18 protein-coding genes are annotated in these 21,596 nt (G+C 52.8%); 2 read left to right on the top strand and 16 right to left on the bottom strand.

Going from position 1 to position 21,596, the window contains the following annotated elements; translation table 11 throughout:
- The first annotated feature begins 164 nt into the window (after window positions 1–164).
- A complete protein-coding gene (locus tag ACN0YN_RS25680; protein ID WP_417387889.1) occupies window positions 165–449 on the top strand; it encodes an antibiotic biosynthesis monooxygenase family protein in 285 nt (94 codons plus the stop codon).
- A 17-nt stretch (window positions 450–466) separates the two neighbouring features.
- Here ACN0YN_RS25680 and ACN0YN_RS25685 read toward each other — a convergent pair whose 3' ends face one another.
- The 10 genes from ACN0YN_RS25685 to ACN0YN_RS25730 form a co-directional block, all read right to left on the bottom strand.
- The gene (locus ACN0YN_RS25685; protein ID WP_417387890.1) at window positions 467–3,673 is read right to left on the bottom strand and encodes a M56 family metallopeptidase; all 3,207 of its coding nucleotides are present in this window, start codon (window positions 3,671–3,673) and stop codon (window positions 467–469) included.
- Between the two features lie 5 nt (window positions 3,674–3,678).
- Entirely contained in the window at window positions 3,679–4,089 is a 411-nt protein-coding gene (locus tag ACN0YN_RS25690; protein ID WP_278465268.1) for a BlaI/MecI/CopY family transcriptional regulator, read from the bottom strand.
- Between the two features lie 85 nt (window positions 4,090–4,174).
- Window positions 4,175–4,960, bottom strand: a complete 786-nt coding sequence (locus ACN0YN_RS25695) for an MBL fold metallo-hydrolase (RefSeq protein ID WP_417387891.1) — start codon at window positions 4,958–4,960, stop codon at window positions 4,175–4,177.
- Window positions 4,957–6,597 (bottom strand): TaqI-like C-terminal specificity domain-containing protein, encoded by a 1,641-nt coding sequence (locus tag ACN0YN_RS25700; RefSeq protein ID WP_417387892.1) that lies wholly within the window; start codon window positions 6,595–6,597, stop codon window positions 4,957–4,959. The genes ACN0YN_RS25695 and ACN0YN_RS25700 overlap by 4 nt, the downstream gene beginning before the upstream one ends.
- Window positions 6,598–7,148: 551 nt before the next feature.
- Window positions 7,149–9,371: a right-handed parallel beta-helix repeat-containing protein gene (locus ACN0YN_RS25705; protein WP_417387893.1), complete on the bottom strand. Its 2,223-nt coding sequence runs from the start codon at window positions 9,369–9,371 to the stop codon at window positions 7,149–7,151.
- 174 nt (window positions 9,372–9,545) lie between these two features.
- Window positions 9,546–10,301, bottom strand: coding sequence for a DUF6348 family protein (locus ACN0YN_RS25710; protein WP_417387894.1), 756 nt, complete (start codon window positions 10,299–10,301; stop codon window positions 9,546–9,548).
- A 48-nt stretch (window positions 10,302–10,349) separates the two neighbouring features.
- Window positions 10,350–10,538 carry a hypothetical protein gene (locus ACN0YN_RS25715; protein ID WP_417387895.1) on the bottom strand — a complete coding sequence of 63 codons (189 nt, stop codon included), beginning with the start codon at window positions 10,536–10,538 and terminating at the stop codon, window positions 10,350–10,352.
- Between the two features lie 142 nt (window positions 10,539–10,680).
- Window positions 10,681–11,880 (bottom strand): ARPP-2 domain-containing protein, encoded by a 1,200-nt coding sequence (locus ACN0YN_RS25720; RefSeq protein WP_417387896.1) that lies wholly within the window; start codon window positions 11,878–11,880, stop codon window positions 10,681–10,683.
- Entirely contained in the window at window positions 11,870–13,339 is a 1,470-nt protein-coding gene (locus tag ACN0YN_RS25725; protein ID WP_417387897.1) for a hypothetical protein, read from the bottom strand. The genes ACN0YN_RS25720 and ACN0YN_RS25725 overlap by 11 nt, the downstream gene beginning before the upstream one ends.
- A gap of 224 nt (window positions 13,340–13,563) precedes the next feature.
- Window positions 13,564–14,022, bottom strand: coding sequence for a hypothetical protein (locus ACN0YN_RS25730; protein WP_417387898.1), 459 nt, complete (start codon window positions 14,020–14,022; stop codon window positions 13,564–13,566).
- A 224-nt stretch (window positions 14,023–14,246) separates the two neighbouring features.
- Between ACN0YN_RS25730 and ACN0YN_RS25735 the strand changes: the two genes are divergently transcribed.
- Window positions 14,247–15,329, top strand: a complete 1,083-nt coding sequence (locus tag ACN0YN_RS25735) for a formylglycine-generating enzyme family protein (RefSeq protein ID WP_417387899.1) — start codon at window positions 14,247–14,249, stop codon at window positions 15,327–15,329.
- A 72-nt stretch (window positions 15,330–15,401) separates the two neighbouring features.
- Here ACN0YN_RS25735 and ACN0YN_RS25740 read toward each other — a convergent pair whose 3' ends face one another.
- From ACN0YN_RS25740 to ACN0YN_RS25765, 6 genes are all read right to left on the bottom strand, one after another.
- Complete coding sequence (locus ACN0YN_RS25740) at window positions 15,402–15,881, bottom strand: metallophosphoesterase family protein (protein WP_417387900.1); 480 nt, start codon at window positions 15,879–15,881, stop codon at window positions 15,402–15,404.
- Window positions 15,882–15,908: 27 nt separating this feature from the next.
- Entirely contained in the window at window positions 15,909–17,363 is a 1,455-nt protein-coding gene (locus ACN0YN_RS25745; RefSeq protein ID WP_417387901.1) for a hypothetical protein, read from the bottom strand.
- Window positions 17,364–17,487: 124 nt separating this feature from the next.
- Window positions 17,488–18,000, bottom strand: coding sequence for a hypothetical protein (locus ACN0YN_RS25750; protein WP_417387902.1), 513 nt, complete (start codon window positions 17,998–18,000; stop codon window positions 17,488–17,490).
- A gap of 234 nt (window positions 18,001–18,234) precedes the next feature.
- Window positions 18,235–19,260, bottom strand: a complete 1,026-nt coding sequence (locus ACN0YN_RS25755) for a hypothetical protein (RefSeq protein ID WP_417387903.1) — start codon at window positions 19,258–19,260, stop codon at window positions 18,235–18,237.
- Between the two features lie 303 nt (window positions 19,261–19,563).
- Window positions 19,564–20,703: an FAD-dependent monooxygenase gene (locus ACN0YN_RS25760; RefSeq protein ID WP_417387904.1), complete on the bottom strand. Its 1,140-nt coding sequence runs from the start codon at window positions 20,701–20,703 to the stop codon at window positions 19,564–19,566.
- Window positions 20,704–20,872: 169 nt separating this feature from the next.
- Complete coding sequence (locus ACN0YN_RS25765; RefSeq protein WP_417387905.1) at window positions 20,873–21,373, bottom strand: hypothetical protein; 501 nt, start codon at window positions 21,371–21,373, stop codon at window positions 20,873–20,875.
- Window positions 21,374–21,596: the final 223 nt, after the last annotated feature.

Consider the following 21,596-nt stretch of genomic DNA (forward strand, 5'->3'; position numbering starts at 1 on the left):
ATGATTATAAAAACAAATAGACCAGTAATGACACAAAAAAAAACGGAATCACTTTCATAATACAGATTAATCAGCAAAATACAAATTGCAGACATCGCTGTGCCGGGACTAAGTTGATCGTCATGATTTTGAACATTAAAATCCATTGAGGAGGAGGTTACTCTATGATTACCGTCGGCATGAATTACCACGTTATCTCTGGTAAGCAGGAATTATTTGAGGAAAAGTTTGCCAGTGTGCTCGCCGCGTTGAACACCGCGGAAGGCCACGACAATTCCCATCTGTGGAAAGATGTTGCCGATGATGCCTCGTACATGATCACCAGCGAATGGTCCGATGAGCAGGCATTCAAAGACTTCATCCAGAGTGAAGCCTTCCACGCCGTAACCAACTGGGGCAAAGAAGAAATCCTCTCTGACCGCCCCCGTCACAAAATTTACAAGCACTAAAGCGAGTAGAGCATCCCTCACTCTTTCAGGTGAAGCTCGATCTCACCAAGGTCTTTCTGCTCGCCTGGTTCCAGGACAAATTCATGAGTGATCTGGGGATGCCCGTTGACGATCTTGACGTGACGGTATGTTGCACCGGGAATCAGAGCAGGAAATGTCAGTTTTCCCTCGGCATCGGTGGAGCATGCGGATGGCAAACTGAAATTGACTCGGTCAATATTAAATACGAGTTCTTCATCCGCCCATAATTTGCCACTTTGTAATGCCGGCAAATCGTACTTTGGAGTACCAGGCGTAACGACCAGGTACAAGCCGCCAATAATTTTCTCTGCGATGGGTTTTCCGTCGGAATCCACGTATCTCACATTTGCAGAGCCGCAGGGCTTGAGCACAATTTTGGGTTCTTTGGTCCTGGCACTGATCTTTACGACGGTACCCAGACGGTTCTTTGAGTCGAGAAAATAGACCGGGTATTCGACGCCTTGACGTAGTCCATGAAGTTCGAACGTGCCGTTGTTTAATTCGACGGGTAGACCGCGCCAGTCGGGCGACAATGGGTCTGGTTTCAGCCTTGAAATCATGATCGCGTGTTTGATCGGCTGGCCTTGTTCGTCGACGAGCGTCCCGGCGACGGTTGCACCCGACTGCAGCTCTATTTTCATCGGTTTCAGAGTATCATCTTTAGCCGGATTGACCTTCTGGAAGGCGTGCGCGTACATTCGCGTGCCACCTGGTTTCCCACTGTTAAGAACTTCCGAGTCCCGTTCCTGCAGGATGTAGTTTTTCTCCGCCGCATGTACGAGTAACGTTCCCGGGCCGGGTAAGACGGGAATCTGAAACTTCCCTGACGTGTCTGTTTTCTGAATGCTTTGCCAGCCAGAGACGATGTCATCCAGCAGTCTTCTGTCGTTGGTCATCTCGGGGTAGTACTGAACCGAGGCCCCTTCTAACGGCTGACCGGTCTTTGCATCGCGGACAAAGCCTTCTGCCAGTACAACCTTGTCGAGTTTGATCTCAATATTTTTTGAAGTTTCAGGAGTCCAGCGCAGGTCTTTCACTTCCCGTGTCAGATAGGGAGTCCCTTGTGGCGGATAGGCGATGATTCCGAACCGGACCCCTGGTCGGGGGTTCAAACGAAAATTTCCCGCAGCGTCAGTCTTACCCTCAACGGAAACCATCGACCCATGCCTTTCCTGCTGGCTGGCCCAGATTTTGATCCGCGTGTCAGCCGCCGGCTTCCCTGTATCACCCAGCAGCACACGACCTGAAAACCATTTTGCCGGCGCGAGGGGAATCGTCAACGTCTCTCCCGGTTTGATGTTTCTAAAGAGCTCACGATACGTTCCGTCATGTTTGCCACGTTCTTCAGGCAGACCCGAATTGAGAATTACCCACTGTGGTGCGAATTCTTCCGAGCCGATAACTTTCAGGGTGACTCCTCTGCGCAAATCAAACATATTCAGCCTCAGTCTGCCCTGGTCATCGGTTTTACGGGGACTGAAGTGCAGCATGGAATCAGGGGCCATGTTAGTGATATTCTGAGGGCGTTTGGTCGGTTTATCACTGGTCTGCAAAGGTTGAATGACAGCATTGGGAAGCGCGGAGACTTTGATGTTGAGCAGTTCCATGTCCAGCGATAAATTTTTCGCAGGCCGTCCTTCCGCATCAACAAACTGGATGATGCCATTCAATGGTTGGGGAAGTTTTTGATCGATGGTCATGGCATCACCGTCCCATTTTTTGTTCCGTGATATAAAACCCGAATGCTCGGTCCAGGCGGTGAACTCATACTGATCGTATAATTTCGGCGCATCAGCAGGCAGCGACAGTTTGTACTGACCTGCCTTGTCCGTCTTACCTTCTGCCAGCAGTTTTCGTTTTGTCTTATCCTCCGAGTGCGTCCCGGTGACTTCGACGTGTGCCCCTGCCGCCGGTTTCCCTTCGTGAGTGGTGATCGTGCCACGAATGATGATGCCGTTCACAACCGGTTCGGTCTGTTTTGAATCTTCGGTTTGCGCGACCGCTGAAGTAAAAGTTCCCGCCGCGATACCAGCAGCCATGCAGACCGACAGTGTCACCAGGAAGACCAGTTTCGAGCTGGAGAGTCGGGTCAAGCGACTGCGGCGTTGATCGAGCAGGCCGGCGATTCGCTGCTCCAGTTTCCAGCGCGACGTAAACAGACCAATCGCACCGGGCAGAAACGGTTTTGTTGAAATGCGTTCTGCGAGACTTAACAGTGTCTGGCTGTAAGATTTCGCGTCCGTTTCTTCCAGCACGTAATTGTCGCAGACTTCTTCCCGCGCCTGTGCCAGTTGATGGTTCAGCTTCATGACCAGGGGATGAAACCAGAACAGCGCCGACGACAGATTTTGAATCAGCAGAATCACCAGATCGCGGCGGACGCTGTGTGCAATTTCATGAATGAAGATATCCCGTAACGATTCCGCATCAATCTGACGGGCCAGCTGTTCCGGGAAGACTACCCGTGACTGAAACAGACCCGCGGAAACCGGTCCGGACAGTTGGGGAGAGACGACCAGTTCCGGCAGTCGATGCTGTGGAAAGTGACGTCCCGCTTCCGCGAACGACTCAGCCAGTGCATGATCACAATTCGGTTTTGCGGCACGCAAAATGCGCATGAGCCGATACCAGCCTGTGAGTTGTCTGATCAGCGAAATGAGAGTACCGGCCAGCCAGACTAACAGAAAGATCTGTAATGTCAGCCGGAGTGTCTGAACTGTGCCTGTTTCATTCGTGGGAACCTCACTTGCGAGGAGTGTATATTGTTTCGATCCCCTTGATAATTCCAGCACCGAGCCGGAATGCAGTTTCCGCTTGAGCATCCCCGGTTCTGTCGGATCAGGTAATGCAGGCCGGGCAAAGTGTTCTCGTTCCGGATTCCCGGCGGAGGACAGCAAAGGCAGCGCATCGACTTCGACTGGAACATATCTGACTTCGGACCCCGGGCGGCTCGCTGTATCCTCTGTTTCGAGCGAAAAGGTCAACAGGCTGTTTCCGGAAGACTGTATGACGAGTGTGATCACCGGACTCAGCATGATCAGCATGAGCGCCGTACACAGCAGACCGTAGCGAACGGTTGGGTTGCGGCGCAGAAAGGCAGCCAGTACCAGAAACAGGGCCGTCACAAACGTGACCTGCAGCAGTACATTCACGCTCCCCATCAGGAGCAGATCACCGGGTTTCCAGAAATCAAACGCGTTCATCGAGCTTACCTCTGTCGTTTGGGTTTTTGCTTTGGCTCCGTTTCCGCAGCTTCAATCATCGCACGGATCCGTTCGGCTTCGTCGGCGGACAGGCCCCGGTATTCCAGCAACGCGGTCACCATTTCTTCGGGAGAACCGGCAAACAGACGATCCACCATCTGGGAGACTTTGGCCCCCAGCGAGAGCGTGCGGGGACGGTTCGCTGAATAGACGAACGTCCGGCCCTGCTCGCGGTGCTTGAGCCAGCCCTTTTCCTCCAGCCGCACGAGCATCGTCTGCACCGTGTTGCGGGCCAGGGGGCGATGGGCCGACAACGCGTCCCGCACTTCGCTCACCGTCACCTCTTCGCGTTGCCACACGATTTCCATCATCTCGCGCTGAATTTCGGTCAGCGGCGTGGTATCTGCTTTCGCCATGTCAAACTCCTGTCTCCGTTGTGCCTACGTTATGTAGGTAATTAATACCTACGCATTGTAGGTATGTCAACAGGAAATTTTCAAATCAGCGAATCTCTTCGAAGGCAGGCACGGAAGCGGGCAGTTCACTCGTATCGTGATAGCCGCAGTATGCGAAAGAGTCGCCGTGCTCGTCGATGCACGTTCTGAGCCGTGCCAGTGATGTAAGTCGTTCTGCATTATCGGTGGCGCGGAACGCAGCCAGTTCGCCTATCGGATGCTGTGGATCAGTCAGTTCCCCCCGCAGATAATAGGCGTCCCCCACATGCAGGAACCAGTCGCCCTCCGTCTCTACCGCCACGCCACAGTGGCCACTGGTATGACCGAACAGGGGAATCAGCCGCACGTCGATGTTCACGGCGGTATCGACACAGCGGGACGGCATGCCGAACCAGTCGGCGTCGTTGATGTCGTAAGTCACCCATTGCGGGCGATGCGAAAACTGGGCACTGCGATAACGGGGGTCGTCGGTTTCCAGCTGCTGTTTCTCCTCGGCAGACAGATGCACGCGCGCGTCCGGAAAATCAGCCAGGCCTCCCACATGGTCCGGGTCCCCATGCGTGAGAATGATGTCGGTCACATCATCAGCGGTATAACCCAGCTCCTGAATCTGCGCGAGCGCCGTTACTGATTCAATAAACTGAAAGCCGGCAGCCTGGATTGCTTCTAAGCCGACCCGCTCTTCCGGCGAGGCGATATCCTGCATGCCGATCCCCGTATCAACCAGGATCAGCCCCGATTCACTGCGTATGATCAGACAGTGACAGCAGGCCGGCGGAAACGGGGGTGCGTGTAACCAGCCAAAATTCGCATGCAGCAGTTCGGTTTTCATGATGCTGACTCTCCACTCTCTTTGATGCGATATCCGCCAGACTCTGTTTCTTCTATTCCCAGGAAGTTCAAATAGCGGTCTTCGTCAAATTCATCATACCGTTCAAAATACCGGGTGTGAATCGGTAACGCACCCAGATCGGCGCGGAGAACTTTATGCGTCTCGAAGATGGATTGAAACAGCCAGTTCATCACGCGGCTGTTCAACAGCTGGCACAACTGCTCGCCGGTGATGGGAAAATCCGGTTCCGGCACCAGCATATTCACACTGTTCAGAAAATAAGACTGCGATCTGTCATGATGAAAAACCAGACGCGACGAGATAAAGCGATAGATCAGTTTTTCCGGCGCCTGATACAGCTCCCGGGGAGCCACCTGCTGATAGAGCGAGAAATCAGCGGGAATGAAAGTCGAGGGTTTCCGCAGAGACCCCGGTTGCAGATCGGCGCCTTTATACACGGGCAGATACCCGGCTTGAGCCGCAGCGACACAGTACTTTTTATTATTCCCGGTAACGATTCCCAGCCCGAACTGCGCGTGGTCGGACAGTTTCAGATGATCCCGTGCATACAGGTGCGCGATCACCTCTGCTTCTTCCGGTGCACAGGAGAAATTCAGAATCGATTTCGGGTTCTGTTGAAACGAAGTGGGCGTACGCACATTGGTTTCCGTCAAACCCTCGCAGCAGATCGGTACATTCCGGTTCGCCTGGTTCTGCAGCACAATCCCTTTCGCCTTGGTCACCAGGCCAGGGAACGGTTTGCCAAAGTCCATGAGCGCTTTGATATCCAGCGTTAGTGCCCGATCACGCACGTCGGTAAACGCGGCGACGTTAAAGAATGCATCGGGCAGCAGAAACCCCAGAAATCCTGTCGGCTGTAATCGGGACAGCGCTGCATAGAAAAACAGCGAACAGGTATCACGACTGTTCCCGGCAGCGAATGCAACTGCATACGACTGCTTCTGTGCTTTACTCAGCTTCTTGCCCCAGGGTGGATTCGTGAAAATGACATCAAACTGAGGTTGTCTGGCCTGCAGACTGGTTTCCAGAAAATCAGCACACTGAATATGGGGTGAATCAAAGCCGGTCCGTTCAAACAGGCGACGCCTGGTGATCGCGACCGCCACCGGATCGATGTCAAAGCCATAAATATTTTCGGCTGCAAAACCCTGTTCGAGTGCTGCCAGAATAAAGTTGCCGGAACCGCAACAGGGATCACAAAACGTCAACCCCTCCCGGTCCTCAGGCAGATGCGCGAAGAAGCGTTCGATAATCCAGTCGGGTGTATAATAGATGCCTTCCTGATTGCGATAGGCGTTGGACAGCGATTCCTGATACTGATTGCCAATCAGTTCGCCATCAATATCCTCCCCCTGCAACAGTTGTCGATAGCGGCTGGACAGCGCACCGTGATCGTGGCTGTCTTTTTGTGATTTGTTGGCCCGTGCGATCAGTTTCTCCTGACCGGCGACATGTTTTCGAAACTCATCAAACGAATTGCGCGTAATGCTGCCTCGATCGGTCGGGATCAGATAGCCGGCCTTGATCCAGTTTCGCACCGACGCTGTCGAAACACCCAGCGAATCCGCGGCGTCTGCAATCGTCAGTGAAAGTACAGCAACATCATCCAGCGCCACTTAGTGCCTCATTCTACCAGAGAGCCATCATGGCTCGTTCACGAAATCAGTATCGATTTTAGTGAAATCCGGCGAATATGAAAATATAGTTTGGGTTTATGATTGATTACCAGCCAGAAGAAACCGGCCATGATTCTTCAGCAGTCTCTGCTTGTACTCCATATCGCTGGAGTTCTTGATACTTCTCATGGCATTTAGAAATCGGTCCGGTGGAAGGTAATGATGGCAATTGATGTAATGGAGGACGAGTTCTGGCACAACGAGAATCTTTCCCTTATCCGGTATGAACAGGTTCCGGTTTCCCCGCGCTCCCTCAAATTGACAAAGATTACAGTCATGGCTGCCCATCAAGACAACAGGCTGAAAAGCCATCTCGATCAATCTTTCAAGGTGCCTGTAGTCTTCCTCAGCCATTGGTCCGGATGAAAATTCGTGAGCACCATCTAACCAGCCAACGGATAACAGGTGTCCTTCGTGCTTAAATCCGAAGTATTCACACGGCGATAGATCAGGGTAATATGACATCAATGGCCTCTCTTGAAGCAATATCTTCAGTCGATAGGTCTTCTCTCAGGTAGTTCCCGACGATATTCATCGCGATACAGGCCGATCTCATTAAAGGGAATCGGTTCGAATGATGCTTCCTTCTTCAGCAGACTGGGGTCCTGCTGCAATGTCAGCTGTCCGCTCATGTCGACAGTCATGCCCACCGGGATCGGTTTGCTTTGAGAGCCGCTCAGATTCGTGAAACCTTTAAGGTCCTTCGTCATCGCAATGCCGCTTGTCGCGCCTGTCGTATTCACGGCGAGATTGTGTTCGATTTCGAATTTATCGAGCAGCTTCTTCACGTTGCCATCCATGTGAAAAACCTCTTTGCTGCAGTTCACAAACACATTCCGTTGGATCGGGTTATACAGAGGCTCCTGCGGCGAGTCGGTCATGATTTTCGCCAGATGCGGATACCTGGTACTCCACGGTGGCTGTCTGTAGTTCATCTTTTCGGCTTTCTCTTCCAGATTCCAGCCTGCCGATTTCGGATCATTCCACTGCTTCCAGGTCATGCCCCGCGAATCGACGTGCAGCCCGATCGGACAGTCAATCACCAGGTTGTTCAGAATCGGGTTATCGCGTCCGCCCCCGATCATGATGGCCCGCCCCGTGCGATAGAAGACATTCCCTTCCACGGTGTCGCCGCTGTCGCAGTCATCCAGGTAAACGCCCATCGTATTGACATGCTCTGCATCGCCGCCTCCCAGGTTGTGGATGAAATTGTGCCGCAGTATGTTTCCCTGGGTCGTCCAGTCGCGACCGGTGTAGAACGCGCCCGAATCCCCGGTCTCCATCACCACGCGGTAAATCTCATTACGCTCAAACAGATTTTCATTCCCGCCATACAGAATCGCATTATGTGGTGCGTCGTGAATGCAGTTGTTCTGCACAATCTGTCCGCAGCCCCCCGCGTAAATGCCCGGAGCATACGTCCGCTGGAACAGACCATAATCGTGGATATGATTATTAATCGCCCGGTTCTCAGCACGTTGCAGTTGTTTCCGATCGCCTCCATTCAGCGTGATGCCCCGCGTTCCCAGGTGGTACAGATCGCAGCTGCGAATCGTATTCTGCGTGCCCGAAACCGAGATGCCGCCACTCGCCAGGTTCGCGACCACACAGCCCGCCAGTTCCACTCCTTCGGTCGACTGCAGCGAGACCCCTTCGGAATGACTGTATTCAAAATTCAGATTTTCGAACCGGATATGTTGTGTACCTTGAACCTGCATCAGAGGCTGTGTCAATGTCGCCAGCACAATCTCAGCGTAATCCAGCTTTCCCTGGGGATACAGATACAACTGCTTCCTGGCACGATCCAGATACCATTCCCCCGGCGTATCGAGTTCTTCCAGCACGTTGAGCGCAAAGAAGCGGCGTGCTTTCGCACCCCAGGTTCCCCCCATGATGCCGTAACTGTGCGGAGCTGCCAGCCTGATGATTTTCTGCTGCGGATCGTAGTCGGCGATGCGAATGACTTCATCACTCCAGTCGTGCGTCCAGTATCCCAGCAGCCACACACCCTCATCCAGCTTCCAGCGGGCAGGGCGGGGATCATCAAATACAAACGCACCCGGATGCGATTTCTGCTTCGCCGGATCTTTCGCTTTGGGGTCAGGCAATCCTTTGTCAATGACTTTGGTAAACGAGGCCCAGCCTGCATCCTGAGCGTCTGCGTTCGGCCAGCGGGCCAGTGTCATCGGTCGATGATTCACATACAGCCACGGCCCGACAGGCACCCCCCGATAGGAGGGTTTGAATTCGGCAAAAGGTTCTTTGACCACGGTCGACAGATCACAAACCAGGACTTTCCCGCGGGCTCCTTCAGGCAACCGTTTCAGAATCGCCGCATCAGTAACCGGTTGAAACGTGCCGGCGTCGAGACTCACTCCCCCCTGGATTCGCACGGTTCCCGGTTTCGTCGCCCGATAAACCACTGGATTCTCTTGCGTGCCGCCATCGGTTTTGTCGAATTTCAGCGACGAAGAATATTCATACACGCCCGGCTCAATGTGCACAGTGACCCGGTCTTCGGTTTTCAACTTGCCCTGATGCCGCGCCAGTCTAATGATATTCCGTGCCTGATCGATCGTATAAAAAGGTTTTTCTTTGGTCCCGAGAAAGCCCTGTGGCCCACTCCCGTTGACATACAGATTCAGATCCGCTTGGCACCGGCAAGTCATATTGAGAACCAACAGACCAGCCAGAATGAGGGGGGAGATTTTCATAAGAATTACCTGAATTTCAGTCAAAAAGAAAGTCATATTGAACTGACTGAATATAGGCAGACAACCTCGCAACGTCAAATAACTTGATGCTCTTACAACAAACAGTCGATTCCTGGATTTAAGATGTATTTCCTTCTATAAATGTATTAGTGTAGCTACGAGCGAAATCATTTATTACTTGTCATGATCCTGGATGACAAGAAACACACGGACGCTGAAAAAATCATCGGCTTTTGGCCAATTGGTTTTTTCCATTTCGGTTTGGATCGCCTTCCAATGTTGATTATCTCGAAGAATTTCGAGTGAAACGGATTGATTCTCCATTTGCGCGTAATAACACCGAACCCAATGCGTTCCTGCCTGTAATGATGACTTTTTGATATTTTTTTCTAGGTCCAGAAACCACTCTGGAGACCCTTCTCCTGAATCAGGTACATTTCCACGCATTCCAATATGGCCGATAGTTACACGACGGGGAATGCCATTGATAGTCCATTGCTCTATGACTGCCTGACGATCATTTTTCTCGTAGAATGCCGACAGCAGAACGTGAAGCGAATTTACGGCAAAATTATTAATGCCATCGGCGACCGCTTCTTCCAGCGTTGTCCCAAGCCCACCAAACGATTCCACGAGGATTCGATCAGGGGCAATTTTGAAATAAATGTCGATCTGGATACTTATCACATCGGGTGTAGGACGTGTCTTAGTTACGACCGCACCACAAATGGAAGGACGATCTGCGACGACGACCCAACCATCATCAATCTGTGCTTCAATCTCATGCTGTTTCATGAGCTCTAGAATAATGGGATTGATTGTGGAATCGCCATGCAAATCAGCTGGCGGAGACGGCGACGATGTTTCCGAAGAGCAACCCGCCATTCCAGCTAGCAATGCAACGAGTAGGTTGCGGATCAATTTTATCACGGTAGTCTCCTCGGAGTGTTTAACGTAATAGTATTTCAGTTTTCACTGCTACCAGGGTTGAAACTGCATTCCAGAAAAGTCATGCAGATCAATCGAAGGAGGCAAAGCGCCAATCAGGGGGCTCACTTCCGCGAGCGAAATGTGTTTCTCATAACTGCCTCGTTCACCTGGAACGGGAATTTCCATCCAGATCTCTTCACCGGTCCGGTAACAGCAATAAAAAGTTTGATATACCATGTTTTCGATTTGGATTCCTGTTCTAAGGTTTTGGCACGATATCAAAGCAATGGTACTGAGTGTTTATCCTACCGGAGTGAAACGATCTGTCAATCAGTGATATGAAGTGCCTGGCATCACCAATAGACAGGTTGCTTCCTGATTACGAATCTTCTCGAATCGCACTGTGTGCTTTTTCCAGCACGTGCTGATGCAGCAGATAACCGAAGCCGGCATTTTCCAGACGAAAAATCAGCTCATTGCGGGTACACTTCAGATGCGCGGCACAGACATCCAGCGACCAGTTACATTCCGCCAGCTGCATCAGTAAAAACGCACGTCGGCACTGCGCTGCAGAGAGACGATACGACTTCAGATATTCCAGCGTTCCATTCTTGCGAATGATGGCCTCGCCAATATGGTTTTCTGCTTTGGGATCCAATTCTGTCATGAACCGCTGCAGTTGAAACGGACCCATGTCATAAACCATTTCCGGCCGAACCGGACAGCCCAGCAGATTGTGTGACATCAGCTGATGCAGGTCCGCCCAGTCCGTTCGAACACGGGCCACTTCAGTCCGCAAATCGTCCAGCGACTGCACACGTTCCGCGTCGATCTCGTGCGGATGCAGACGGTTTTCCTCTGCGTATAAGCCGTAGTAGTAGAGCAGCTCACCATAATCGTCGGTCAGCAGGGTGGAATGCATGGCCCGATAATCGTCCGGGTGAGGCACGATGAACGCCGACGCCAGTGCATCGCCGACGAACACCAGCGAGCCTACCTGGTCCGTATGAATTTCGAAGACGCGCAGCGCATCTTCCAGACCTTTAATCAGACGACCGGGAATGGTTCGCTCCGAACGGGGACTCAATCCATTCTTGATGGCAGCGCGGGAATATTCTTCCCAGATCACATCCGGGCCCCCGAAATGCAATGACAGGAAACCTTCCAGGCTGACATCGAGGGGCAGAAACCGCAGTCGGTTTCGATCTTCGCGCGCCCGCATTTTCTGCATCACCCGGGCCTTCATGAAACCGAGGTCGTGAACTTTGCCGTCGGTGGTGCGCTGCGATTTTTCCGCCCGGATCTGTGTACCATAGGCGGCGACCGGCGCACCATCAAACGACCAGTCAGCAACAAAGGCATGCGGAATATACGAATAATACGCCGTCTTGTTATCGATCTGTACGGCGGCGATGTTTTCATCATAGGGGCGTCGGGTCAGTCGCAGATCGGCGCGCACCTCGTTTCGCAACACCGGCACCAGTCGCACACCGCCCAGAACCTGCGACGGAGCGAGCGTCAGACCTTTAAGCGAAATATGATCCAGGGGAACCTGTTTACGAGTCGTTTTATGTTTCATCCGATTTCAGCATCCTCTTCACACGCAGCGCCAGATATGTTTCCAGGTCTTTCAGACTCACTGCCCCGGCGGTGAACCGGGCAAAGCCGAGCATGGTGGGAATGTCTTCCGCATCGCGGAGCCCCACGGTCGGAATTGTCGTTCCCAGGCGACGGGGCGCAAAATGGTCGGCATCGAACACCGGATTCATATGCACGATTTCCGGCGTCGCTGTTTTTCCAATGCAGTCCCGGTACACACGCGCGACCTGGTCGACCAGCTGCGGAGGATCGTTCTCGTACCCATCCGAAACAATCACAATCAGGTCCGGCTGCCAGTTCATTGCATCGAGCAATGGTTCCGCCAACGCTGTCTGTCCCGCCGGGTATGTGAGGAACTCATGTGCCTCGTCTTTCATCGCAGGTGTCCAGAACGCCCGGTATTCCTCCGCCGCGCCGCGCAGCAGATAACTGGCCGCCAGCGCGACACCCAGCGGTCGGTTCCGTCGTTCACGACTTCCAACCGTCGAATGACTGCGGTCCAGTACCGCTGCCACGCGTCCCAGTTTCAAAGGGACGCGGTTCCGCTGTCGTTCTGCAGCACCTGTGAAAGCAGCTTCCAGTTCTTCTGCCCGCTGTGTGCGTTCATTCTGTGACAGGGAAAGTACATACAGCGCCAGTTTGGTAATGCCGGCCTGCGTCAGGTCGAATTCCAGTTCCACACCTTTTGTCCGCGCGACAGCAGACTGATTCCGCAGTTTCTCGGCGGCGGTCATTTTGGGTTCGATTTTTTTCAGGAAGACATCACGGGGAACCTGGTGTTTCTGTGCCAGCGATTCCGCCACAGTGAATGGCAGCTCGTATAGCGCAGCCTCACTGTATTGTGCCTGGCGAAACTGATTCAGCAGCGGCGTCTGATATGCTTTCTGGTTGGCATGGTCGAACAGAAACCGACCCAGCTCTGCCTCCAGTCGGCTATGCACGTGCGCAGCGGCTGCCCGATATTTGTTCCGATACTTGACGGCGTCAAATTCAGGTTCGCGTCGCCAGCCCAGATACGCCTTGATCACAGCCCGCGTACGCCGATTGTTCACGCGATGCTGTTGCAGTCTCGCAAACAAAGAGTAGACACGGTTCGCCGGCAGTCTGCGCAGCGCGACTGAAATCAATTCACCTTCTTCCGCCCGTTGTTCACGATTCGCAGGTGCACCCGCCTGCAGCAGGTTGAAAATGATCTGCTGCTGATTGAAATGATTAATGCCCGCCGCCAGCGTTCGCGCATAAAGCAGCCGATAGTTGATCAGCACATAACGGTGCAGAAATTCAATCGAAACAGAGGGGCGGTACAGATCCGTATAAAATTCGTTCTGACGGGTCGCAGCGAAACCGGAATTGATAAACATCAACAGGTCTTCCCGCTCGCACCGCTCGCGCAGTATTTGGCGATCCGTGGCACCTGATGAATCATTCCGATCTGACACAACGTTCCCTCCAAAGTAAAAACGATCCGTTCGGGGAATAGCAGCAGCGACGTGCTAAAAAGCTCTAGAGGCTTACGCGGAAGTCACTCCCAAGTCCCACGAACGGATGTATTGAGTATCCCGCCCTGCAGCGGGAGATACAAGTTCTGAATACCAGACAGTCTGAGAAGGGATAAGTTCACTACATCTGAGATAAAAACGAAATCCGGATTGCTGGTCCTGTCTCACATTCGGGACAGGAGTTCTTCATAGCCGTTGAATTCATTTTTCCAGTCTGCATAACAGCCGACGAGACCGCAATCGACACAGCGGCAACCCAGATAAAGCCATCTGACATCCGCTGACAGGGAATCATCCTCGTTCCGATAACGATGAATGCCCGCTGTGATCTGGAAGACCTCGGCATCACAGACACAGAAATGCTTTTCGACTTCCGCTTCATCAGCGTAATCTTCGCTGTCACCCATCAGGTGTTCCGTTTCGCATTGAGGGCAGAACCGCAGTGCGACCCCTTCATTCTGATCGGTCCGAAAGAGAAACGAATCATTCCCGCAGGTACAAACGACGTCGACAAAACTGTCAATGGGGTAGCCGTTCAACTCGCTGTATCGGGTCATTTCCTGACGCAGGTCTGCGTGATTCTCGCCGTACCAGTAACCATCCGCTTTTTTCTGCACTGTCATTCAGTTTCACCTTCCCGCCATCTGTTGATCACACAAAAAAGAATCAAAACGCAGACATTTCAACTCGCCTGTTGACACGCTGGTTCAGTCTGGTAGGATTTTCTTAACTTCCTTTAGTTGTGAATTCAGGAACACCGCCGACTCTGACAGATGAAATGCTTCAGAGTTCGATCCTGCCTGAGACGTCCCACCAGCGTATATTACTTTAACAAGGAACCCACCCGATGAGAATCTCTTCTGTCTGTCGTCTGCTGCTTTCCTGTCTGTCTCTGGTTGTGGCCCTGGTCATGAGCGTGCCGTCCCGCGCGGCGGATGCACCCACGCAGGGGACGGTGAAAAAACTTGATCTGGGAGACGATGTCTCGCTGGAGGTCCTGTATATTCCGCCGGGCAAATTCATGATGGGCAGCACCCCCGAAGAGAAAGCCTGGGCGACCGGCAGAGAAGGGGGCGCGACGCCGGGCACGGAGCGGGAATCGTATGAAGGCAAAATGCCGCGACCGATGCAGGTGAAAGACGGTTTCTGGATGGGCCGCACCGAAGTCAGCGTGGGGCAGTTCAAACGTTTTGTAGCTGAGACCGGCTACGTCACCGATGCCGAAAAACCAGGCGGGGAAACACAGGTATTCGATCCCGAATGGAAGATGCCCGCCGAGGGACCACCACACCCCTGGATCTCGGTCAAAGACAAGAGCTGGAAAGATCCGAACTTCGGGTTTCCGCTGCGAGACAGTTATCCCGTCGTCTGCGTCAGCTGGTACGACGGCCGCGCCTTCTGCAAATGGCTCACGGAACGCGAACGTAAAGCCGGTCGTCTGCCGGAAGGTCTGGAATACCGTCTGCCCACCGAAGCCGAATGGGCCTACGCCTGTCGGGGGGGCAGCAAAGAGAGCCACTACTTCTGGTGGGGCAACGATCTTCGCGATGGTGAAGGTCGCCTGAATATTTCCGCCGTCGACTTTCTGCCCGGCCGCAACAAAATCTGGCCGCTGGCAAATGCCAACTGGAGCGATGGGTTCGCCTTTGTCTCCCCTGTCGATTTTTACGGCGAAAAAGGCCGCAACGGATTTGGACTGGCCGACATGTGTGGCGGCGTCTGGGAGATCGTCCTCGACGACTTCGATCCGACGGGAGGACATGAAGAACTCTATGTCGTCGAACAGAACCCGCGTCCCGTCTGTCGTGGCGGCAACTACTACGACGTTCCCGGCAACGCCCGCTGTGCCGTCCGCCTGGGTCTGAAGGGGCCCGCCTACTCCGATTCCCGCGACGGCTTTCGCATCTGCCTGGGAGTGCCCCGCAGGTGAAAACCGAAATGACTTCACTTTATCATTTCACGCATGAATATAATGGTGAGATGATAAAGTGAGGCATGGGTTTCATCTCGCCACCTCCCGCAGTTCCAGTTCATCGGATGCCAGATCGAGTACTGCGACGGTAAATACCTTCGCCCGGAACAGTGCCCCCGGATTGATGCGGCGGGTGACGCCTGCACGAAAATCGTGGCTCTGATGCGAATGACCGGTCAGCAGGTAGTCCGGCTCTGCTTCCAGCAGCGGCTTCAGATCACGGCTAATATGACCATGCACGACAGCAATCCGTTTCCCGGCCAGAGTCACTTCGCCTCCCCAGCCCAGGCAGTGCGCACCATGCTGGTCCGCCGCCCGTTCCAGAATGCGTACCATGTCCGCATCATGATTCCCCAGTGAGAAATAAAAAGGCAACACCGCGCAGGCCGCAACAATTTCTTCACTCGCCAGATCGCCACAGTGAAACAGCGCCTGGACGCCCGCCTCACGCAACAGCGCCACGGCCCGCTCCCGATGGTTGTGTGAGTCTGACAGAATTCCGATTTTCACAGTGTTTAATACCTGTATCGTTCCGGATCATTCATTGCGAAACCTTAGCGAATACAGGTCGGCGTCTTTCAGCACAAAACGGACCCGTACCGGCTTGCCCGCCAGTGTGCTCAGATCGCTGTTCCCTTTCCAGGTCGCCGTATGCGCCAGTTCGTCGCCGTAGAATTCTTCGCTCTCTTTCAACGTGAAACCGGGGATCGGTTCGCCATTTTTATCCAGCAGTTCGTACTGCACACTGCCTGCTGCGGACGTTGCCAGGTTGAGTTCCAGCTCGACCGGCGATTCCCCTTTGGACTTGTCGAATGTAATCAACCGCGTTGTCATTTCGCCGCCGGTATACGGGGCGTTGATCGAAACAAAACCGTCCTGTCGCAGGGTGAACCGTCTTAATCGACAGGGGCCGACGTAGTAGTTCTCAATCGCATACAATGAAAGTTCGGGCACATGGCCGGGCAGGGGACTCGGTGTAGTGGTGATACCCCAGGCGATGTGATTGTTTCGCTGCCACCAGCGTTCGCGGTTCTGCCCCGGCCGCAGGAAGGCTTCATCCCAGCGTTTCCAGGTGTTCCCGTCGCGGCTCGTCATCAGCACGCCATCACTGACGCCCGGATGATTGTTTTCCGGATCCGGATGCCAGGCCGCTTTTCGGCTGGGAACGAAACGTTTGGGAAACGCCAGAAACAGATGCGGTGCCCGCGGATAAGCGATCGTCGCATTCGTATAAAGATGTTGAGGTGGCGAATCTTTGATGTCGATCAGTGTAGGCGGCGTCCATTTGAGAAAATCTTCCGAAGTACACGTCATGATGGCCCGCACTTTATTCGAAAACGCACGATGAAAATCAACGTAGCGGCCGCGATGCTCGTCCCAGAACGCCAGGTTCTGTGAATCGAAGGCCCCTTTGGTGATCACCGGTTTGTCGTGCATCAGCTTCCAGTGAATGCCATCAGCGGATGAGAACGCATACAGCCCCCCTTTGCCACGACCCAGGGCTTTGAACTTTTCGTCTGCTTTGCAGGCCGGGTTCGTATCCAGGAATGGTGAAAAATTATGGGCTCCGGTTCCCGTCCAGACGATGTTATTCTGTTTGGAACCGTTGAATTCAAACAGCCCGAGATCCGGTTTGGTCCAGTGAATCGCATCATCACTCTCGGCGTAACAGACGACTTCGGCATGTCCGCGCTTGCGTTGTTCCCAGTCATAATGCGAACCGCGATAGTACATGCGATACTTGTCCCCGTCTTTGAGGATGCGCACGTAATAGCTGGTATTGCCTTCTGCGGGCCCGTCGTAGGTAATAGCGATTTCCTGAGGCTGCGGATGATGCAGTTCCTGTCGGGCGTTGTCCAGGCTGTGAATCATCCAGTCATCCACAAACAGTTCCCGCCGCGCCCCGATATGCGCGGGCTCTTCCGCAACGACTGGAACTGCAGAGAACAGACAGCACAAGACCAGGCACCACAACCTCAGACAACTTTGCATCACAGACTCCTCAGAAAAATCAATCGAACAGAATCAGCGCTCCCTATATGAAACGGTGCCTTCCAGTCTGACAGAGCCGGGGCTGGTTTTCAAATGGAATGTAGCTGGAACAGGAAATTGGCTGTCAGGATATCGGACAGTGTTTCTCGAACAGTTGTTGCAGCAGGGGGTCCTCATGATCCGCCGGGCACCAGTCTGCTGGCGGATTCATTTCTTCCAGATCACTCCAAACTTGTGTTCTGAACTGCTGCCAGTCTTCATATTCCCAATTCTGATGGGTCACGACGCTCGGAAATTCCCAATGGGATTGAACATCGATGCGGCGCTCGCGAATTTTCTTCCCGGTATTCCAGCCGGAAGGCATGTATTGGCAGAAACTGCGGGCCAGCGACTCGCAAACCGCTTCACGCAATTGACCTGCTGTGTCCGCATCGAGGTAAAACGTTTGAATAAGATGCTGCAGACAGATTTCTTTGGCTGCATCACCCTCCGCTGTTTTTCGAATTGTGCCCAGAAGTTTTCCGAACGATTCCCCTTTCCGCAGCATGACGAACTGAAACACATCGTTCTCACCCTGTTTCCCAATGATCGACCGCAGACGATCTGGCCAGCCTGCACTCCAGACAGAAGTACTCATTTTTATCAATCACTCCTGGTATCTGTGTTTCTGACTCTGAAGGGATCGATCAGTTGATTCGATTTTCCCAGCTGAAAACATCTCCTTCCGATAGTATTTCCATACCCGTAAGGCGCAGCAGGTAAAGCAGCTGAGCACGGTGGTGCTGAAGGTTTTTTCATGGGGGGATCGTCTATACAAATGGAATGAATAAACCAAATCGTTTTACGAAAAGCGAATCTCGTCAGCCTGCATTCATTTTGATGCATTCGCGGGGGAACCATTACTGATTGTTTTGACAGGACCGACGGGTTTGCCTGCTTTGTCGGTGACATAGGTTACACCTTTGATGGCGTCTACGATGGTCATGTCTTCGGTAAACGGAACGACCAAGTCAGCTGGTTTGACTTTTCCGTGTTCGATGCGGGTCACTTTGATCTCATGTACTGCAATCGTTTTTGGCGCTGAAGAAGCAAGGATTTCTTCTCTCAGTTGAATGGGCATCCAGACATCGCCTGTCAGTTTGCTTTCCGAAACGACAAAACGTTCGATCCTCCACTGTCGCTGTCCACCGTTTGCAGGCATCGCTTCCCAATGTGAAGTTCCACTCACTGGTAGAAAACCTTTGCTCGGATCAAGCAGGAAGACTCGTTTCCCGCCCGGTTTTCTTGTCCAGTCTGGTTGATAATCAATCGTGAGTTGAACGAACTTGTTCGCTACTGGAGCCTGGATATCGAAATCATCTTTGTGCTTTATAATATCCTGAAACAGATAGATTTCATGAGAGGGGTATTCGCCACTCAACCAGGATAAAAAGTGGTTGTCTCTGAGCAGAAAGTCATGAATCGTATCGATTCGCCCATACTTGTGAGTCTTATCCGTAAACGTACTGCGTGATACTCCTTTATTTCCATCAAACCCATCTGAGATCCATTGCGAGGCCTCTTTGTCCTCGGAACGGAACATATCCGAATCCATACGATAGGAATTTCCCAGTCGCCATTCGCGGCAGCGCCGGAACGGCCCCGAGGTTCGTAGTTTACCAGGCTGTTCATTCTGGTTCTCATGAATGAATAAATCCAGATCGACTTCGTAAGCAAGATTTTTCGAATGCTCCAGCCGTCTCTGGAATACACTGAGCAACAGCGTTTTTTGCATTGCTTTATCAAGTTGTGTGAACTGTTCGATCGATATGGAAACCGGTTCAGCCGAATGTATCAAGTTAAACGACAGCAGGCTGACGGACATGATAAACGTCATAAAAACAGATCGTCGTTTCATATCGATACCTCAATGTAAATTTATTGTGTAACAGGCAAACATAGAATCATGTGCTGCGCAGTTTCTCTGAAGTGCGCACACAACGAACCGCGCAAGGAAGCGAAGCTCCATCATAACACATGTGTACAAAAGTAAAGAAAAATCGGTTGAATTGAGAAATTCGTGGTAGAAATGGTCAAACTTCTTCTTCTTACACAGTCCAGTTTTCCCAGCTGAAAACATCCCCTTCCGGTAGTTCTTCTACACCCGAAAAGCGCAGTATGTAGAGCAACTGGCCGCGGTGGTGCATGCTGTGGCGCTCTGTCAAATCGGTTCATCGAAGGCCTTTGCAATGGAACTGGCCAGCTGTTCGAGGGAATAGAATTTCGTGGCGACATCGCGAATGTGAGCGACGGTGGCGGATTTGATGAACATCATTTTGGCCAGATGACGCGAGTCGTTCTGCGTGCTCTCTACACGGTGTTTACGGCGTTTGACATAAAGCGACAGTGCGTGTTCTACAAACTCGTTGTTCGTCCGGGAGAGTTCATCAGCGAGCACGGCGGCGGACTCCATTGCCATCGACGCGCCGATGCCCGCGGTCGGCAGGAAACCGGCGGCGGCATCGCCCAGCAGCACCACGCGGCCGCGCGCCCATTCGTGTGCGCGGACGTCGGAAAGCTTCCAGAAGAACAGGTCTTCGCTGTCGTCGGGCAGGGCCTCCAGGCAGACGTCAACCAGTTCACCCATGCCGGCAAACTGAGTACGGATGCGGTCGCTGCGCCCAGGTCCCTGTTCGCCGAACTCACCAGCCACCGGTGCGCCGGCATACACGCCGGCGCCGTCTCTGGTCGGGTAGATACCGAAGAAGCGGCCCGCGCCCCAGTGTTCGATAAATGTTTCCTCCGGCAATTTCGCGGGGTCGACCCACCAGACCCAGCCTCCCCAGTGCGTGTGATAATAAGGCTGTTCGCCAAACACCTGCTGGCGGACTTTCGAATGCAGGCCGTCCGCACCGACGACCAGATCAAAGGTTTCAATTTTACCATCACTGAACTGGACGGCGACTTCGTTTCCAGACTGACTGAGTGTATTAAATGAAGTGTTGAACCGCAGGTCCGTTCCGTCGAGTGCAGAATGCAGCAGCTTCACCAGTTGCGGACGTGTGCAGCTTAAATTGGGGCCGAATCGATCGGCGATGGGTGCCATCGACCAGTGCTTGACGAGTTCGCCGTGATTGTCGCGAACTTCGTAGTCATTGCATTCGATACAGTCGGCGGCGAAGCGGTCGTAGAGCCCCAGTCCATGCAGCACGCGATAACCGAGCGGCCAGAGACCGAGCATGTAACCCGCGTGATCGAAGTTGGCAGCCCGTTCAATCAACGTCGGCTGCAGACCCCGCTGTTTGAGTAACGCGGCCAGCGTCATCCCACCAATGCCAGCGCCGACAATTAAAATTCGCACCCTGTCGTCCCTTACTGAATGGAGCCCCGTTCGAGTTCATTCGACCGGGATACTGTAACAAAAGGCAGTGCCCCGATGCGAGATAAAATACAAAAATGGACTCAGACGCGAGAACATGTTTGCTGTTTTCCTGATGCTGCCAGAAAGAGTACGAATGATTAATCATAAATTATTTGGCGCGGCGGATCAGCATCTCATAGGACGCTTCATTATCATAGCCGGTGGCACGTCTGGCACTCACGACTTCCCAGCCTTCAGCTCCCAGCAGATTCAATTTTTCAACGACAACAGAATCACTGGGAGAAATAATATCATATTCCCATCGCTGTAATGTGGGGCTGCCTAAGAACAGGTTGATTATCTGAACGCCTAACAGCAGACAGACCAGGATGACCAGTATCATCAGACGCTGCGAGTCTTTGGTGGAACTTTCTGCCGGCATCGATTTCTCTGCTGCGTCGGGTGTGCTGACTGCCACTGGTGGAGCAGGAGCAGCAGGAGGGAGTGGCATTGTCGGCACAGGTTTGGATTTCGTATCAGGCTCTGTAGGAGCAGGTTCCGCTTCGATCGTCCCGAGTGACTGACAATTCAGACATCGGGCTTTCCTGCCGATATATTCATCTGGAGTGGTTTCAGTGTGGGAACATTGCTTGCAGATAAAAATGGCCATGAATTCACCTCTCTAGCTGTACTCTGTGCAAACATATCAAGTGATCAAGTTGATGAAAGCAACTCAAACAGATGATTTACATCAGATGATGCAGAGAGAGCCGCCATGGTTTCACTATAGTATGGGATGGTAGCAGGTGCTGTTGTTCTGGCCACTGTATGCAATCGTGTAGTCAGAATCAAGAAAATCATGTTTTGCAGCAGTTGAAATTAGAAAAGCTCTC

It is taken from the genome of Gimesia sp. (assembly GCF_048260065.1).
Lineage (GTDB): Bacteria > Planctomycetota > Planctomycetia > Planctomycetales > Planctomycetaceae > Gimesia.

Bases quoted from the DNA above. Each gene is read 5' to 3' on its own strand.
- ACN0YN_RS25680 (WP_417387889.1), top strand. From the start codon at position 165: ATGATTACCGTCGGCATGAATTACCACGTTATCTCTGGTAAGCAGGAA.
- ACN0YN_RS25685 (WP_417387890.1), bottom strand. From the start codon at position 3,673: ATGAACGCGTTTGATTTCTGGAAACCCGGTGATCTGCTCCTGATGGGG.
- ACN0YN_RS25690 (WP_278465268.1), bottom strand. From the start codon at position 4,089: ATGGCGAAAGCAGATACCACGCCGCTGACCGAAATTCAGCGCGAGATG.
- ACN0YN_RS25695 (WP_417387891.1), bottom strand. From the start codon at position 4,960: ATGAAAACCGAACTGCTGCATGCGAATTTTGGCTGGTTACACGCACCC.
- ACN0YN_RS25705 (WP_417387893.1), bottom strand. From the start codon at position 9,371: ATGAAAATCTCCCCCCTCATTCTGGCTGGTCTGTTGGTTCTCAATATG.
- ACN0YN_RS25715 (WP_417387895.1), bottom strand. From the start codon at position 10,538: ATGGTATATCAAACTTTTTATTGCTGTTACCGGACCGGTGAAGAGATC.
- ACN0YN_RS25720 (WP_417387896.1), bottom strand. From the start codon at position 11,880: ATGAAACATAAAACGACTCGTAAACAGGTTCCCCTGGATCATATTTCG.
- ACN0YN_RS25730 (WP_417387898.1), bottom strand. From the start codon at position 14,022: ATGACAGTGCAGAAAAAAGCGGATGGTTACTGGTACGGCGAGAATCAC.
- ACN0YN_RS25735 (WP_417387899.1), top strand. From the start codon at position 14,247: ATGAGAATCTCTTCTGTCTGTCGTCTGCTGCTTTCCTGTCTGTCTCTG.
- ACN0YN_RS25745 (WP_417387901.1), bottom strand. From the start codon at position 17,363: ATGCAAAGTTGTCTGAGGTTGTGGTGCCTGGTCTTGTGCTGTCTGTTC.
- ACN0YN_RS25750 (WP_417387902.1), bottom strand. From the start codon at position 18,000: ATGAGTACTTCTGTCTGGAGTGCAGGCTGGCCAGATCGTCTGCGGTCG.
- ACN0YN_RS25755 (WP_417387903.1), bottom strand. From the start codon at position 19,260: ATGAAACGACGATCTGTTTTTATGACGTTTATCATGTCCGTCAGCCTG.
- ACN0YN_RS25765 (WP_417387905.1), bottom strand. From the start codon at position 21,373: ATGGCCATTTTTATCTGCAAGCAATGTTCCCACACTGAAACCACTCCA.